The organism is Streptomyces cyaneofuscatus (genome assembly GCF_033109485.1).
In the GTDB taxonomy this organism is placed as follows: Bacteria; Actinomycetota; Actinomycetes; order Streptomycetales; family Streptomycetaceae; genus Streptomyces; species Streptomyces cyaneofuscatus.
In genome coordinates this window covers 90,106-104,086 of sequence record NZ_CP137002.1, presented here as the reverse complement: position 1 = coordinate 104,086, position 13,981 = coordinate 90,106, and the positions used below count along the sequence as shown (strand labels likewise).

General features: G+C 70.2%; 13 protein-coding genes. 7 read left to right on the top strand and 6 right to left on the bottom strand.

The features are described 5' to 3' along the window. Positions 1-191: 191 nt before the first annotated feature. Entirely contained in the window at positions 192-527 is a 336-nt protein-coding gene (locus R2B67_RS00505) for an antibiotic biosynthesis monooxygenase family protein (protein ID WP_317815837.1), read from the bottom strand. 260 nt (positions 528-787) lie between these two features. On the opposite strand from R2B67_RS00505, the gene R2B67_RS36165 reads away from it, so the two are divergent. The 4 genes from R2B67_RS36165 to R2B67_RS00485 all read left to right on the top strand — a co-directional run bounded on the left by R2B67_RS36165 (position 788) and on the right by R2B67_RS00485 (position 4,721). Continuing rightward, positions 788-1,636: a hypothetical protein gene (locus tag R2B67_RS36165; RefSeq protein ID WP_455679970.1), complete on the top strand. Its 849-nt coding sequence runs from the start codon at positions 788-790 to the stop codon at positions 1,634-1,636. Between the two features lie 152 nt (positions 1,637-1,788). Further along, positions 1,789-2,898 (top strand): FecCD family ABC transporter permease, encoded by a 1,110-nt coding sequence (locus R2B67_RS00495; protein WP_317815835.1) that lies wholly within the window; start codon positions 1,789-1,791, stop codon positions 2,896-2,898. Further along, positions 2,898-3,683, top strand: a complete 786-nt coding sequence (locus R2B67_RS00490) for an ABC transporter ATP-binding protein (RefSeq protein WP_317815832.1) — start codon at positions 2,898-2,900, stop codon at positions 3,681-3,683. The genes R2B67_RS00495 and R2B67_RS00490 overlap by 1 nt, the downstream gene beginning before the upstream one ends. Positions 3,684-3,698: 15 nt before the next feature. Beyond that, positions 3,699-4,721 carry an ABC transporter substrate-binding protein gene (locus tag R2B67_RS00485; RefSeq protein ID WP_317815831.1) on the top strand — a complete coding sequence of 341 codons (1,023 nt, stop codon included), beginning with the start codon at positions 3,699-3,701 and terminating at the stop codon, positions 4,719-4,721. A gap of 36 nt (positions 4,722-4,757) precedes the next feature. Here the strand turns inward: R2B67_RS00485 and R2B67_RS00480 are convergent, their stop codons facing one another. Beyond that, positions 4,758-5,354, bottom strand: coding sequence for a TetR/AcrR family transcriptional regulator (locus R2B67_RS00480; protein ID WP_317815830.1), 597 nt, complete (start codon positions 5,352-5,354; stop codon positions 4,758-4,760). Positions 5,355-5,476: 122 nt separating this feature from the next. Here R2B67_RS00480 and R2B67_RS00475 point away from each other — a divergent pair, with 122 nt between their 5' ends. After that, positions 5,477-6,163 carry an SDR family oxidoreductase gene (locus R2B67_RS00475; RefSeq protein ID WP_317815829.1) on the top strand — a complete coding sequence of 229 codons (687 nt, stop codon included), beginning with the start codon at positions 5,477-5,479 and terminating at the stop codon, positions 6,161-6,163. A 77-nt stretch (positions 6,164-6,240) separates the two neighbouring features. Here R2B67_RS00475 and R2B67_RS00470 read toward each other — a convergent pair whose 3' ends face one another. From R2B67_RS00470 to R2B67_RS00460, 3 genes are all read right to left on the bottom strand, one after another. After that, positions 6,241-7,068 (bottom strand): aldo/keto reductase, encoded by an 828-nt coding sequence (locus R2B67_RS00470; protein WP_317815828.1) that lies wholly within the window; start codon positions 7,066-7,068, stop codon positions 6,241-6,243. Between the two features lie 147 nt (positions 7,069-7,215). After that, positions 7,216-8,631: an NAD-dependent succinate-semialdehyde dehydrogenase gene (locus tag R2B67_RS00465; protein ID WP_317815827.1), complete on the bottom strand. Its 1,416-nt coding sequence runs from the start codon at positions 8,629-8,631 to the stop codon at positions 7,216-7,218. A gap of 126 nt (positions 8,632-8,757) precedes the next feature. Then, positions 8,758-9,663 carry an NAD-dependent protein deacetylase gene (locus R2B67_RS00460; protein WP_018512735.1) on the bottom strand — a complete coding sequence of 302 codons (906 nt, stop codon included), beginning with the start codon at positions 9,661-9,663 and terminating at the stop codon, positions 8,758-8,760. A gap of 344 nt (positions 9,664-10,007) precedes the next feature. On the opposite strand from R2B67_RS00460, the gene R2B67_RS00455 reads away from it, so the two are divergent. Then, positions 10,008-10,589, top strand: a complete 582-nt coding sequence (locus R2B67_RS00455; protein WP_317815825.1) for a snapalysin family zinc-dependent metalloprotease — start codon at positions 10,008-10,010, stop codon at positions 10,587-10,589. 41 nt (positions 10,590-10,630) lie between these two features. Here the strand turns inward: R2B67_RS00455 and R2B67_RS00450 are convergent, their stop codons facing one another. Beyond that, positions 10,631-11,260, bottom strand: a complete 630-nt coding sequence (locus R2B67_RS00450; RefSeq protein WP_317815824.1) for a TMEM175 family protein — start codon at positions 11,258-11,260, stop codon at positions 10,631-10,633. 427 nt (positions 11,261-11,687) lie between these two features. Here R2B67_RS00450 and R2B67_RS00445 point away from each other — a divergent pair, with 427 nt between their 5' ends. Then, positions 11,688-12,137, top strand: a complete 450-nt coding sequence (locus R2B67_RS00445; protein ID WP_317815823.1) for an SRPBCC family protein — start codon at positions 11,688-11,690, stop codon at positions 12,135-12,137. Positions 12,138-13,981: the final 1,844 nt, after the last annotated feature.

Genomic DNA, 13,981 nt, shown 5'->3' with positions numbered 1-13,981 from the left:
CACTGATCATTTCCCGGCCGGTCACCGGCCCCCAGTGATGATCTTAGAAACGTCCTGTTCGCGAGGAATCCCCCGGCGGGAGGAGACCGCGTGCCCCCTGAGTCTGACCCGGACCCCGGCGAGGTGTGACGCACCGATGATGTCGGGTGTCCTGTCCGGCTGCCCAGCCGGACAGGACACCCGACGGCTCCCTACGCGTCGGCCGGCCCGGTCTGCTGCACGACCTCGAAGGACCACACGGTGGACCCGCTGGCCGCAGGCTTCGGACGCTCGCCGCCCTCGGCGCCACCGCCACCGCCCTGGTGGGCGGCCTTCATCGGACCCTCCATCCATGCCTGGAAGGACGCCTCGTCACGCCACCGCGTGTAGACGAGGTAGTCGTCCGTGCCCTCGACGGGCCGGAGGAGCTCGAACCACTCGAACCCGTCGGAGCTCTCGACGGCGTGGGCCCGGGACGCGAAGCGCTTCTCCAGCGTCTCGCGCTGTTCCTGGGGGACGGTCAGCACATTGATCTTGACTACGCTCATGGCCTCATCCTGCCGTACGACCCTAGGCGGACGGAGCAGCGGCCCTGGCACCGTGCTGGACGAAAACGGCTTGGCCGGTCAGCAGCGGACTGTGACAATGCCTCCTGCCGCAGTGGAGGACATTTGTTCGTTTTCGTGTGTGCCGGGTGCGGAGCCGGATTGACCGCCCCGCTCTCCCAGGTCGTCCTGCCGGCACCCTGCTGATCCCGGAGAGGGGCGGCGGCTACTGCTGCGGCGTCGACGGTTCGGACGGTCCCAACATGGCCTGCCAGGCGTGCGGCCGACCCGTGGCGAGCAGGATCGACGACTGTTCGCTCTGGCAGGCGGTGTGGCTCGCCCCGGACGCCGTGCGCCGCCGTCGCGTGGGCTGCGCCGACGCCGTACCGCTCTCCTGGGCGGAACTGATGGCGGAGGAGAAGGTCACGCCCCCGTTCGAACCGGTCGCCAGGTGGGATTCGCCGGCGAGGGTGAACGCCCCGTGGCCGTGGAGCCCCCGTTGGGAAGCCGCGGCCGGCCAGGCGCTCGCCCATCTGCTGGTGGCGTCGCGGGGCCGGCCGGTGACCGTCCCGGGAGGCCTGACCGAGGAGGTGTTCCGGCAGGCTCTCGATACGCTGCTGCCCACCGGTCCGCCGTCACGGCGCGCGGTCCTGGCCGGACCCGGACGGCCGGCACCCGACCCGGACGCCGACATCCTCCTCGTACCCGTCCATCCGCAGACGGGGGAGACGTTGACGCCGGCCGGTCCCGCCGCCTCGGCCTACCGAGTCCCGTTGCCCTTGGGGATGTGGCTCGGTCTCGGCTCGCCGGAACCGCATCCGCCGGTTCCTGCGTCGGGCGTCCTGCCCGAAGGCGTCCTCCGCGACGACCCGCCCGTGCCGCGCTCCCCTCGCCTGTTCCGGTCGGACCGGGGCGTGTTCCGGCACACCCTGGTCCGGCTGTCGGCCGGCGGCAGCCCCTGGCTCCGCGAGATCCTGGAGAACATCCCCCAGTACGTGCGCGCCGGCCTTCTCCAGCCCCTCTCCCTCCAGGGCAGGCGCGGCCACCGGATAGGCTGCGACTTCGCCACGGGGGAAGTCCGGTCGAAGTCCGGCGCTGACCCGCAACGGTAGGCGGAACCTCGGTTCCGTGAGCCCGATCACCCGTGGCGGAGAAGGCTCCTGACAACTCGCCGTGGACTGCGAAGGGTGCTGCGCGGGCGTCCGCCGTCCGGGGCTGCTCCTCCTTGCGCAGACGTACGGCCCGAGGCGAAAGCGACCGGCCTGTGGCCACGTCTGTCGACCGCATACCCGCCAAGCCCGCGCACCCGTCCCGCGCCGGTACGGCGCCGCCGCCACCCCGGCGCATACCCCTGCCGATCCTCCTGGCGGGCCTGTGCCTCGCCCTCCCCGTCTCCCTCGTCTGCGGGGCCGGACTGGGGGCTTCAGGGCTCTCCTGGGCCGAGGTGCTGCGCTACTTGTGGGCGGGCCTGACCGGCGGCGCCATCGGGCCCGACGAGGTGTCGGCGTACACCATCGTCTGGGAACTGCGCCTGTCGCGGGCCGTGTTGGCTGCGATCGTGGGAGCCGGGCTGTCGGCCATCGGGGTCGCCGTCCAGGCCATGGTCCGCAACGCGCTCGCGGACCCGTTCGTGCTCGGCATCTCCTCGGGCGCGGCGGTCGGCGCCAACGCCGTACTGATCTTCGGGGCGCTGGGAGCGCTGGGCATCTGGGCCCTGTCCACGGCGGCGTTCGTCTCGGCCCTGCTCGCCATGCTGCTCGTCTACGCGGTCGCCCGCACCGAACGCGGACTGACTCCGCTGCGGCTCGTCCTGACGGGCACCGCGATGTACTACGGCTTCTCGGCCGTCACCACCTTCATGGTGTTCGCGGCCGAGCGCGGCGAGGCGGCCCGCTCCGCGATGATGTGGCTGCTCGGCAGCCTGAGCGGCGCCAACTGGGCCTCTGTGCCGATCGCCGCAGGCGCCGTGCTCGCCGGCCTCGCCCACCTCGGCTGGTCGGCACGGCGCCTCAACGCCCTCGCCATGGGGGACGAGACCGCCGCCGCCCTCGGCGTCGACCCCGGGAGGCTGCGCAAGGAGCTCTTCCTGGTCTCGGCGGCCGTCACCGGGGCGGTCGTCGCGGTGAGCGGGGCGATCGGCTTCGTCGGCCTGATGGTCCCGCACGCCGTACGGATGCTGGTCGGCGCGGACCACCGGAGGGTCCTGCTCGTCGCACCGCTCGCCGGAGCCGTGCTGCTGATCTGGGTGGACATCCTCTCCCGCGTGGTGCTGGCCCCGGCCGAACTCCCCGTGGGCGTCCTCACCGCGGTCATCGGCGTGCCCTGCTTCATCCTGCTGATGCGCCGCAGGTCCTACTCCTTCGGAGGCATCTGATGCGGATCGACATCGACGCGCTGACCGTCGAGACCGCCGGCGCACGCCTGGTGGACGAGGTGACCCTCGGGGCGGGGGAGGGACAGCTCGTCGGCCTGGTCGGCCCCAACGGAAGCGGCAAGTCCACGCTGCTGCGCTGCGTCTACCGGGCCCTGCGCCCCTCCTCCGGCACCGTCCGCGTCGGCGGTGACGACTTCCACGCCCTGAGCACCCGTGAAGGCGCCCGCCGCCTGGCCGCCCTCCCGCAGGACGCGGTCGCCGAGTTCGACTTCACCGTGGCCGAGATCGTGGCGATGGGACGTATGCCGCACCAGGGCCCGATGGCCCGGGTGACCGATGAGGACCGCGACCGGTGCACCGAGGCACTGGACGGGGTCGGCGCGGCCCACCTGGCCGAACGCGGCTTCCTCACCCTCTCCGGCGGCGAGAGGCAGCGTGTCCTGATCGCCCGTGCGCTCGCCCAGCAGCCCAGGGTCCTGGTGCTCGACGAGCCCACCAACCACCTGGACATCGCCCACCAGCTGGAAATCCTCGCCCTGGTCCGCGGCAGCGGCCTGACCGTGCTCACCGCCCTCCACGACCTCAACCTCGCCGCTCTCCACTGCGACCTGATCCACGTCATCGACGGCGGCCGGATCGCCGCCTCCGGAGCCCCGTACGACGTCCTGACCACCGAGCTGCTGGCCGAGGTCTTCGGCGTACGGGCGCACCGCGTCGCCCACCCCGAGACCGGCGCGCTGCAACTGCTCTTCGACCTTCCCCGAGCCCGCCCCGCCACCCCCTGAGGAGCCCCAGCCACCATGCCGAACCCCCTGCGCCCCGCAGCCCTCGTCCTCGCCGCCGCCCTGGCCCTCACCGGCTGCGGAGCGGACGTCACGCCGCAGTCGGACGGGAAGGACGACAGCGCGAAAGCCGACCGGCACTACCCGGTGACCGTCGAGAACTGCGGAGAGAAGAAGAGCTACGACAAGGCGCCGCAGCGCGTCGTGACGAACGACGTCGGCATCACCGAGATCATGTTCGCCCTCGGACTCGAGGACCACATGGCCGGCTACGTGATGCCCGACGACAAGGGCGACATGACGTCCGTCCCGTGGAAGGACGGCTACAAGAAGACGACGTGGCTCTCCAAGGACCGCATCAACAAGGAACTGGTCCTGGGCGCCCGCGCCGACCTGGTCTTCGCCGGCTGGAACTACGGCTTCAACGAGGGCGAGGGCTTCACCCCCGCCGAGCTGAAGCGCGTGGGCGTCGACTCGTACCTGCTGAGCGAGTCGTGCCGCAACGGACAGGGCAAGGCGCGCGGGGTCATGCCGCCCCTCGAAGCGCTCTACACCGACCTGGGGAACCTCGGGAAAATCTTCGACGTGGAGGACCGCGCGGACACCCTCATCGCGTCCTTCCGGAAGCAGGTCGCCGACGCCCAGGCGAAGGCGCCGAAGGGGAGTGACCGCCCGCGCGTCTTCCTGTACGACGACGGGAAGGACAAGCCGCTGACCTCGGGTGCGTACGCCGGACCGCACGACATCATCACCAAGGCCGGCGGCGACCACATCATGAAGGACCTCAAGGACAGCTGGACGACGGTGGGCTGGGAGACGGTGGTCGACCGCGACCCCGAGGTCATCGTCATCAACAACTACGGGGACACCAGCGCCGAGCAGAAGCGCACGTTCCTGAAGACCTACAAGCCGCTCGCGAACGTCTCCGCGATCAAGAACGACCGGATCGTCGTCCTCGACTACGTGGACCTGGTCGAGAGCCCGCGCAATCCCGCGGCCATCAGCTCGCTGGCGGCGGACCTGCGGAAGTTCGCTTCGTAACCCCGTAACTCCGCGGACCCCGCACCACCCGCGCGATCACGGCCGCCGCGCGGGTGGTGACGGCGGCTGCGCCGGACCGGCGTCCGTCAGCGCTTCGCGCGCGACGGTGAGGATCTCCTCGGAGACCTGGGAGCCCTTGGTGGCGCGGGCCAGGACGAGCGCGCCGACCAGGGTGCTCAGCCGGGCGAGGCCGTCCTCGTCCTCGGTCGCGAGCCAGTGGGCGAAGTCGGCCACGCCCTCCGCGTAGACGCGGTGGGCCGTGTCGCTTCCGGACGCGCGGGCCATGTCGGAGGCGAGTCCGGCGGCGGGGCAGCCGTCCGCGGCGCTGTCGCGGTGCTCCGCCGAGAGATAGGTGGAGATCAGCGACCGCTGGGCGGCGTCGCGCTGTCCGGCGTGCCGTTCGAGCCCGTCCTCGCGGAGCCGGGCGAACCCGTCGAAGGCGTGGGCGGTGGCCTCGTCGACGAGCGCTTCCTTGGACGCGAACTGCTTGTAGAAGCCGCCATGGGTCAGGCCCGCCGCTTTCATGAGATCCGCGACGCTGACGTGGGTGCCCTGCTCCCGGAAGAGCCGCGACGCGGTCTCCACCACCCGTCGCCGGTTCTCCTCCGCCTGCGCCTGCGATACGCGGCCCATGGCCCACCTCTCCTGTCTCTCCCGCGGACGCCCCGGACGGGAAGCCCCGGATGTCGGTTGACATCTATCCTAGTCCGTCATTTAGATTGGAGTCATAATCTAAAGCGCCCTGAGGAGTGGACATGGAACTCAAGAACGCGGTCGCTGTGGTCACCGGCGCCAACCGAGGGCTCGGACAGCATCTGGCGGCCCAGCTCCTGGAGCGCGGAGCGACGGTGTACGCGGCGGCCCGCCGCCCCGGCACGGTGGACCTGCCGGGCGCCATCCCGCTGCGGCTGGACGTGACGGACGAGGAGTCGATCAGGGCCGCCGCCCGCACTGCCTCCGACGCGACGTTGCTGGTGAACAATGCGGGCATCTCCACCGCCACGTCCCTGCTCACGGGCGACCTGGACGCGGTGCGCCGGGAGATGGAGACGAACTTCTACGGCCCCCTCGCCGTGACGCGGGCCTTCACCCCCGTCATCGAGGGCAACGGCGGGGGAGCGGTGCTCAACATCCTGTCGGTCCTGTCCTGGCTGCACCCGGCAGGGCTCGGGTCCTACGCCGCATCCAAGGCCGCCGCCTGGGCGCTGACCGACGCCACCCGGGAGGAGCTGGCGCCCCGCGGCATCACGGTATCGGCGCTGCACGTCGGCTACATGGACACCGACATGGCCGCCGCCGTCCCCGCCGATCAGAAGGCCGACCCCGCCGATGTCGCCGCGCAGGCCCTGGACGGCATCGAGAAGGGCCTGCCGGAAATCCTCGCGGACGCGACGACGCGGCAGGTCCGGCAGAGCCTGGCCGCCCTGCCGTACGCGGCGTAGCAGGGACCCGGCCGTACGAAGGCCCGCCCCCGGGCAACGGCTCCGGGGGCGGGCCCGCGAACCACCTGACGTCGGGCTCAGCCGTTGAACGTGTCCGGGTCGGGCCCGGTGCGCTCATCACGGTTGAGGGCGGAGATCTCACCGATGTCGCCTTCGGTGAGCTCGAAGTCGAAGAGGTCGAAGTTCTCCTCGATCCGCTTCTTCGTCACGGACTTGGGGAAGACGATGTCCCCGCGCTGGAGGTGCCAGCGCAGCGTCACCTGCGCGGCTGACCGGCCCACCCGCTCGGCGATGCGGGTGATCGCCGGGTCCGAGAGCACCTTGCCCTGCGCGATGGGCGACCAGGCCTCCGTGGCGATGTCGTGCTCGGCGCCGAAGGCCCGTACGGCGTCCTGGGTGAGGTAGGGGTGCACCTCGATCTGGTTGACGGCGGGCACCACCGTGCTGCTCTCCAGGAGTCGGCGCAGGTGGTTCGGCTGGAAGTTGGAGACCCCGATCGCCTTGGCCCGGCCGGACCGGTAGATCTCCTCCAGGGCCTTCCAGGTCTCCACGAAGTCCCCCGAACCCGGCAGGGGCCAGTGGATGAGGAAGAGGTCCAGGTACTCCAGACCGAGCTCATCCATTGTGCGGTCGAACGCCCGTAGCGCCTCGTCGTGCTGGTGCGCGTCGTTGTTCAGCTTGCTCGTCACGAAGACGTCGGCGCGGTCGAGCCCGGAGTCGCGGACCGCCTGGCCGACCTCCTTCTCGTTGCCGTACATCTCCGCCGTGTCGATGTGCCGGTAACCGGTCTCCAGAGCGGCCAGCGTGGTCTCGCGGGTGTCCTTAGGCGGGATCTGGAAGGTCCCGAAGCCGAGCTGGGGGATCGTGACGCCGTTGTTGAGGGTGATGTCGGGTACTGCGGGCACGGTGACTCCTTGGTGTCGACGCCTCGGAAGGCGGTGAGAGAGGTGTACGGGATGGGTGGCCGCGCAGGTCCGCCTGAGGACGGGCCCGACAGGCCGGCGGGAAGGGCGGGCCCAGGGGTGGGGCGCGGAACAGGCCCGGGGAGCTCCTCAGCCCGCGATGCCGCTGAGCTCGGCGTCCGGCGGCAGCACGCGTACGAGCTTGCGGTTGACGAACTCCTGCATACCGAGCTTCGAGAGCTCCCGCCCGTAGCCGGAGCGCTTGATCCCGCCGAACGGCAGGTCGGGCTGGGTCGAGGTCGGGTGGTTGACCCAGACCATGCCGGTCTCCACCCGCTCGGCCACGCGTCGGCCCCGGTCCACGTCCGAGCAGAAGACGGACCCGCCGAGCCCGTACCGGCTGTCGTTGGCGAGCGCGATGGCCTCGTCCTCGTCCTCGACCCGGTAGATCACGGCGGCGGGCCCGAAGAGCTCCTCCGCGTACGCCCGCATGCCGGGCTTGACGCCGGTGAGGATCGTCGGCTGGACGAAGGCCCCGGGGCGGTCGATCCGGCCGCCGCCGATCACCAGCTCGGCGCCCTGCTCCACGGTCTCGCGGATCTGCTCGGCCAGGTCGGAGGCGGCCTGTTCGGAGGAGAGCGGCCCCAGCGTCGTCGCCTCGTCGGACGGATCGCCGGGGGTGAGCGCCGCGAACGTGCCGCGCAGCCCCTCGACGAAGTCGTCGTAGACGTCCGCGAGCACGATGAACCGCTTCGACGCCACGCAGCTCTGCCCGGTGTTGGCCATCCGGCCGGCCACCGCGGCACCGACCGTACGCTCCAGGTTTTCACCGTCGAGCACGATGAAGACATCGCTGCCGCCCAGCTCCAGCAGGCTGGGCTTCATGTTGCGGCCGGCCCGCTCCGCGACCTGGGCCCCGGCCCGCTCGCTGCCGGTCAGCGAGGCTCCCTTCACCACCGGGCTGTCGATGATGCGCGAGATCTCGTCGTGGCTCACGAACAGGTTCGTGTAGACGCCCTCGGGCGCGCCCGCGTCGCGGAACAGCACCTCCAGGGCGAGCGCGGACTGCGGACAGATCCCGGCGTGCTTGACGAGAACGGTGTTGCCCAGCACGAGGTTGGGCCCCGCGAAGCGCACCACCTGATAGAGCGGGAAGTTCCAGGGCATGACGCCCAGCAGGACCCCGAGCGGCTCGTTGACGAGATACGCCTCGCCCTCCTCGACGTCGAGCGGCTCACGGGCCGCGAAGCCGGGGCCGTGCTCCGCGTAGTACGCAAGGATCGACGCGGCGAGATCCACCTCTCCGCGGGCTTCGGAGATCAGCTTGCCCATCTCCAGGGTGATCAGGCGCGCCAAGGTCTCCTTGCGCTCCTTCATCAGCCCGGCGACGCGCCCGACCAGCGCGGCACGCTCCTCGATGCTCCGCTTGCGCCAGGCGTCGAAGGCGTCGCCCGCGGTCTCCAGGACGGCGTCCACCTCCGCGCCCTCGATGGCCGGGAACTCCGCGAGGGTCTCCCCGGTGTACGGATTGACGGTGGCGAACGGACTCTTGCGCTGCTCTGACATGAAAACTCCAGAACGACGGGTACTGCATGAGGCGGAACCCTGCGCTCCGCCTCAATGCGAGTTCCCGACTCGGCGCGCGGGAAACTAACCCAAAAGCATCTACATCGGGATATCTCCCGGCCGGCCTCACCCGGTCCCGGCCGACCCGTCGTCGACGGGGATGCCCAGCCGGCCGGCCAAGGTGGTGAGCGCCGTCCCCAGCGGGAGCGCGACGCGGGTGACGGCGTGGCGGTCGCCCCGGGTGTGATCCCGGTTGATGATCAGCACGGGCTGACCGGCCTGCGCCGCCTGGCGGACGAACCGGAGCCCGGACATCACGGTCAGTGAAGATCCCAGGACGAGCAGTGCGGTGGCCTCACGGACCAGCGAACGGCAGTGTTCGACCCGCTCGACGGGCACGGCCTCCCCGAAGAACACCACGTCGGGTTTGAGGATGCCGCCGCAGACGGTGCACGGAACCACGCGGAAGTCCCCGACCTGCTCGTCGGTGAGGTCGGCGTCGCCGTCCGGGTTGATCGCGGCGGCCACGGGCGCGAAGCCCTCGTTGGCCTCCTCCAGTCGCCGGGCGAGTTCGCGGCGCGGGCTGAGGGTGCCGCAGGAGAGACAGACCACCCGGTCCAGGCTTCCGTGCAGCTCCACGACCTCTTCGCTGCCGGCGGCCTGGTGCAGACCGTCGACGTTCTGGGTGATCACACCCGAGAGCATGCCGTGCCGTTCGAACGAGGCCACGGCCCGGTGCCCGGCATTGGGGCGGGCGCTGCCGAAGGTGCGCCAGCCGAGATGGCTGCGCGCCCAGTACCTGCGGCGGGCCTGGGCGTCGGCGGTGAAGTCCTGGTACGTCATCGGGGTGTGCCGGCTCAGGCTTCCGCCCTCACCCCGGTAGTCAGGGATGCCCGACTCGGTGGAGATGCCCGCCCCGCTCAGCACCAGCACACCGCCACCGCTCAGCGCGTCGGCGACCGGCTCCAGATCGGTGGTGCCCGGCGACAGCTCCTCGGTGGGGGTCCAGCTCAGAGTGGGGCGCATGCGCATGCCCCCAGCGTACGGAACGGGCCGCCGGAACCCGGCGCCGCCACCGCACCACGCGCGCACCGTTCCGGTCCCACGCCCGCGGGAGACCAGCCCTATCCGGCCAGGCAGTGCCAGTGGCGTGCCCCTGATTCGGCTAGGTGCTGCCACGTTGTGATCCGCACCACCGATTTCCAGCCTGTCTCGCGTGACAGGAGCATGGCGAACGCCTCTTGGTGGGCATAGGTTCTGCGGCTCCCGGAGGCTCGGCAACTGTCCCTGCGGAAAGGCAGGTTGGCGGCAGCCGTCCTCCCGTCACTCTCGGCTCCGCCCGGAGCCGAGCCCCCCCCATGAGTGAAGGGACAGCAATGCTGAATTCGATAGTGCTGAAGGCGGCCGGTATTGCCGCGGCGATCACCCTGACCACCGTCACGGCGGCGAGCGCCACGGAGGCACCGGCTCCGCCTGTCACGGAAGGCTCGGCGGCCGTGGTGACACTCCGCTACGACGACAGCCGTGCGGGCAGCTGGGAGGCGGCGATCGCGGCCGGGGTCGCCTCGTGGAACTCGAACGTCGACAACGTCAAGCTGGTCGAGGCCGCGCCCGGCGAGCGCGCCGAGATCCAGATCGTGGCCACCAGCGGCTGGCCGCAGGCCACGCTGGGCCCGGTCCGCCCTCGTGGCCAGGTCCGGGTGGAGCTGGGCAGTCAGGCGGTCACCGAGGGGCACGACAGGACCCGCATCGCCGCACACGAGATCGGCCACAGCCTGGGCCTGCCGGACACCAAGCCCGGCCCGTGCTCCCAGCTGATGTCGGGCTCCAGCGCCGGAATCAGCTGCAGGAATTCGGTCCCGAACGCGACGGAGCAGTCCCGCGTCGAATCCTTCTACGCCAACGGCCTCGCCTCACGCACCCCGGCCGACGGACGGATCCTGGTGGACGCGCCGTAGCGGGTCGCCCGACGGCCGCGAGGTACTCATCGCCCAAGGTCTCAGCCGTCCTGCCGGGCGCTCCGCAGCCGTTCCTGCCGACCAAGGGCGGCCTTGACGGGGAAGAGGGCGAGCCAGCACCACATGGCCGCCTGCGGGGCGAAGAAGGCAATGGGTACGGAGGCTCCGAACACCGCGATCGTCGCGCTCAGGTCTGCCGCGGTGTCCCGCCACTCGCCCACGGCGCGGACACCGTGGCGGCCTCTCAGCGTCGCGAACATGGCGAGTTGGAGCAGGTCGATGAGGCAGATGGTCGCTGCGTACAGCACCACTGCCCAGGGCTCGCGTGCTCCGTACTCGGCGAGGAGGGAGGTGGGGAAGGGCACCAGGGCGATCACGCCGAGGACTGCGAGGGCCAGATGCTGGGGAAGGCCGCCTGTCTGTGCGGACATGAGGAGGATCTGCCGCTGGTCGCGCCAGAAGACGCCCAGGATGAGGAAGCTGAGCGCGTAGGCGGCGAGCTGGGGGGTGCTTTCGCGCAGGGCGTCGTGGAACTGTGCGGAGTTCAGGCCGGGCGGGACCCTGACGTCGAGGGCGAGCAGGGTCATGGCGATTGCGAAGATGCCGTCGGACAGTGTGATCAGGCGGTCGGGGCGTGCTGATGGGGGGCTGGCGTTACTCACCTGGCTCACTTTGGCTTCTGGCCTGTGGTCGGAGGTGAATTGCTCCGACTGCGGGCACGCCGCTCTTGCAGCTCGCGGGCGAGGGTGACCGCGCCACCGCTGGTGGGGTGGCCGTCGGGGCTGGATGCGGTAGGGCGCCCAGGCTGGCCCTGGGGCATGTGTGCTGCACGGGGGCCGGCGGTACTGCGGGTGAAGTGCGCCGCCTCGTTCATTCCTGCCGCTCAAGGGCATCGGCGGTATCCTGAGGGGGCGGCGACCGGGGCTGCGCCGCACCCGCGGGACCAGGCGATGTGCGGCGGAGTGTGAGCTCGGATCCCATGCTGGTGCTGCCCCCACGCGACCGATGCCGACCGTGCGACTCGCGACGCGACGTACACGGTCTGTACCACTGCCTGCTGCGGCCCCGGCCGGGGCCGGCCCTCTCCGGGAGGGGTGTATGAGTGCCGAGTTCGAGGCTACCGTCACCATCGACCGCCCCATCGACGCTGTGTTCACGTACTTGGCGGACGGGCGGAACGATCCCGATTTCAGTCCACGTGTGCTCAGGATCGACAAGAGTCCGGACGGAGCGACGGCGGCAGGCACCGTCTTTCACAGCACGGTGAAAGACGCGGGAATGAAGACCGAACGGGATTTCGAGATCACAGAGTTGACCACCCCGACGCGCATCCGCTGGCGTGAGGCCTCGCGCAACTCGATCACTGTGCGGGAAGGCGGTTACGACCTGGAGCCGGATCCGGGGGGAGGGACCCGGGTGCGCCTGTTCAACGTCCTCGAGGGCCTTGGCATCGGTAAGCTGCTGCTGCCCCTGGCGGGCGGCGCGTCACGGAAGGACGCCCCTGATTTCGGCCGGCGTATCAAGGTCGCTGCCGAGCGCGCGATCTGACCAGGAGCCCGGAACTTGCTCTGATCAGGAGCCCGGTGCTCGCTGACCAGGGTCGGGTTGTTGTGGTCTGGTTCTGGTTGTTGGGGTGTGGTGTTTGCCGGGTCGGTTGCCGGGGGCGCCGTACTCCTGGTTGGGCGGTTGGTGTTTGTGTGTTCTTCGTGTTCTGGCCGGGTCTGCCGGCTGGGCTGGCTGGCGTGCCGTGGTGTGTTGTGGCTGGGCTTGCCGGGTGGTTGGTGTTTCGGGGCGGTCCTGGTCGATGGGGTTGTAGTCAGCCGCGTTTGGTTGCGTTGACGCCGGCTTGGGATCTGCTGGTGGTGTTGAGGTGTTCCATGAGTTGGGACATCGTGCGGCGTATGGTTCGCGGGGATGCTTCTGGTTTCCGTCCTGCGGTTTCGTCGGTGTCGCCGGCGGCTGCTCCTTGGAGGAGTTCTTTTTCTGCGGGTGTGCAGCCGGTGTGGTCGCGTGGGATCTGTTTGCCGAGGTGGAGTCCGTTCTCCTGTACCTGGTCGAAGTGGGGTGTGGGGTGCGGCGACGATGCCGGGGCTGCGGACTTCGAGGGCGCCGGTGCGGGGGTCGTCGGGCTGGACGGGCAGCAGGGCGATCTGGCGGTCGATGATGACCATCTGGATCGGGACTGCGGGCACGGAGCGCATTTCGCTGCCGAGTTCTACCGGCCAGCGTGCGTAGGCGAGGGTGTCGGTGTTGTTGCGGAAGCTGTCCTGGCATATTGCGCGGATGGTGACGCCGCGTCTGAGGGCTTCCTCGTTGAGGGGTGGGCGACGCCGCCCGGTCCGCCGATCAGGGGGAAGTGCACGACGTAGGAGCCGAGGCCGATCTGGTCGACCTTGACGGGATTGGTGGACGGCGAGGTCCAACTGCCCCACTGCCGTGACGGGTCGGGCACGTAGCCGGCAGGCGGGGTTGCGTTATCCAGGTACGCGAATCCCCAGCGGTCGGGTACCGCCGCTTGAGCTCTGGTGGCGGTGTGAACGGCTGCGGCCAGCAGGGCGGCCAGCATGGCCAAAGCGAGTAGAACGGCCCGGCCGGGTCTCCCGAACAGAGGTAGTGTGCGGACGTGCATGGGCGTGCCTCCTGTGTGATGAGGTTGGTACTGCCTGCGCGATCCGGTGGTGTGTGTTCGAACGTCCGGGCATGTTCCGCAGCGCGAGGGCGTACTCGCACCAGTTGCCCTGCGGCTCTGAAGGAAGGCGGCAGAGCACGCGCTCGCGGCATGCCGCGGGTTCGGAATCCGACGCTCACTGTCCCAGAAGCACGTGCCTGTGCAGCGCTCGCGGCATGCCGCGGGTTCGGAATCCGACGCTCACTGTCCCAGAAGCACGTGCCTGTGCAGCGCTCGCGGCATGCCGCGGGTTCGGAATCCGACGCTCACTGTCCCAGAAGCACGTGCCTGTGCAGCGCTCGCGGTCAGCCGTTTCGGTGCTCCTCGCACCTGCCACTGGGGCCCCGTGGTTCACGCTGTTTGTCAACTGGTGCTATACATCGGTCCCATTCGCCCGTTGCTCTGTCACCAGCCATCCTGCTCTGCCTCATACGCCCCTCCCTCTTCTCCTCACACCGCCATCGAGCCTGGCTGAGATCTGTCTGATCCGCCTTCGTCGGATCTGTAAGGTCCCCGCATGACCTCCCTCATCGGTGCCGCGTGCCCGGATGACCTTGTGGCCGCTCAGTCCGAGCTCCTCGGGTCGGCGAGAGGCACGCAAGAGGCGTAGCGGGAGTGCGACGCGCTCGCTGACGTCTGGCCCGCCCTGGAGCTGGCCGCGGCCCTCGCGGCTGTCGCCTCGGGCGATCAGCAGACAGCCATGCGGCTCTGGCCGGCCTCAAGG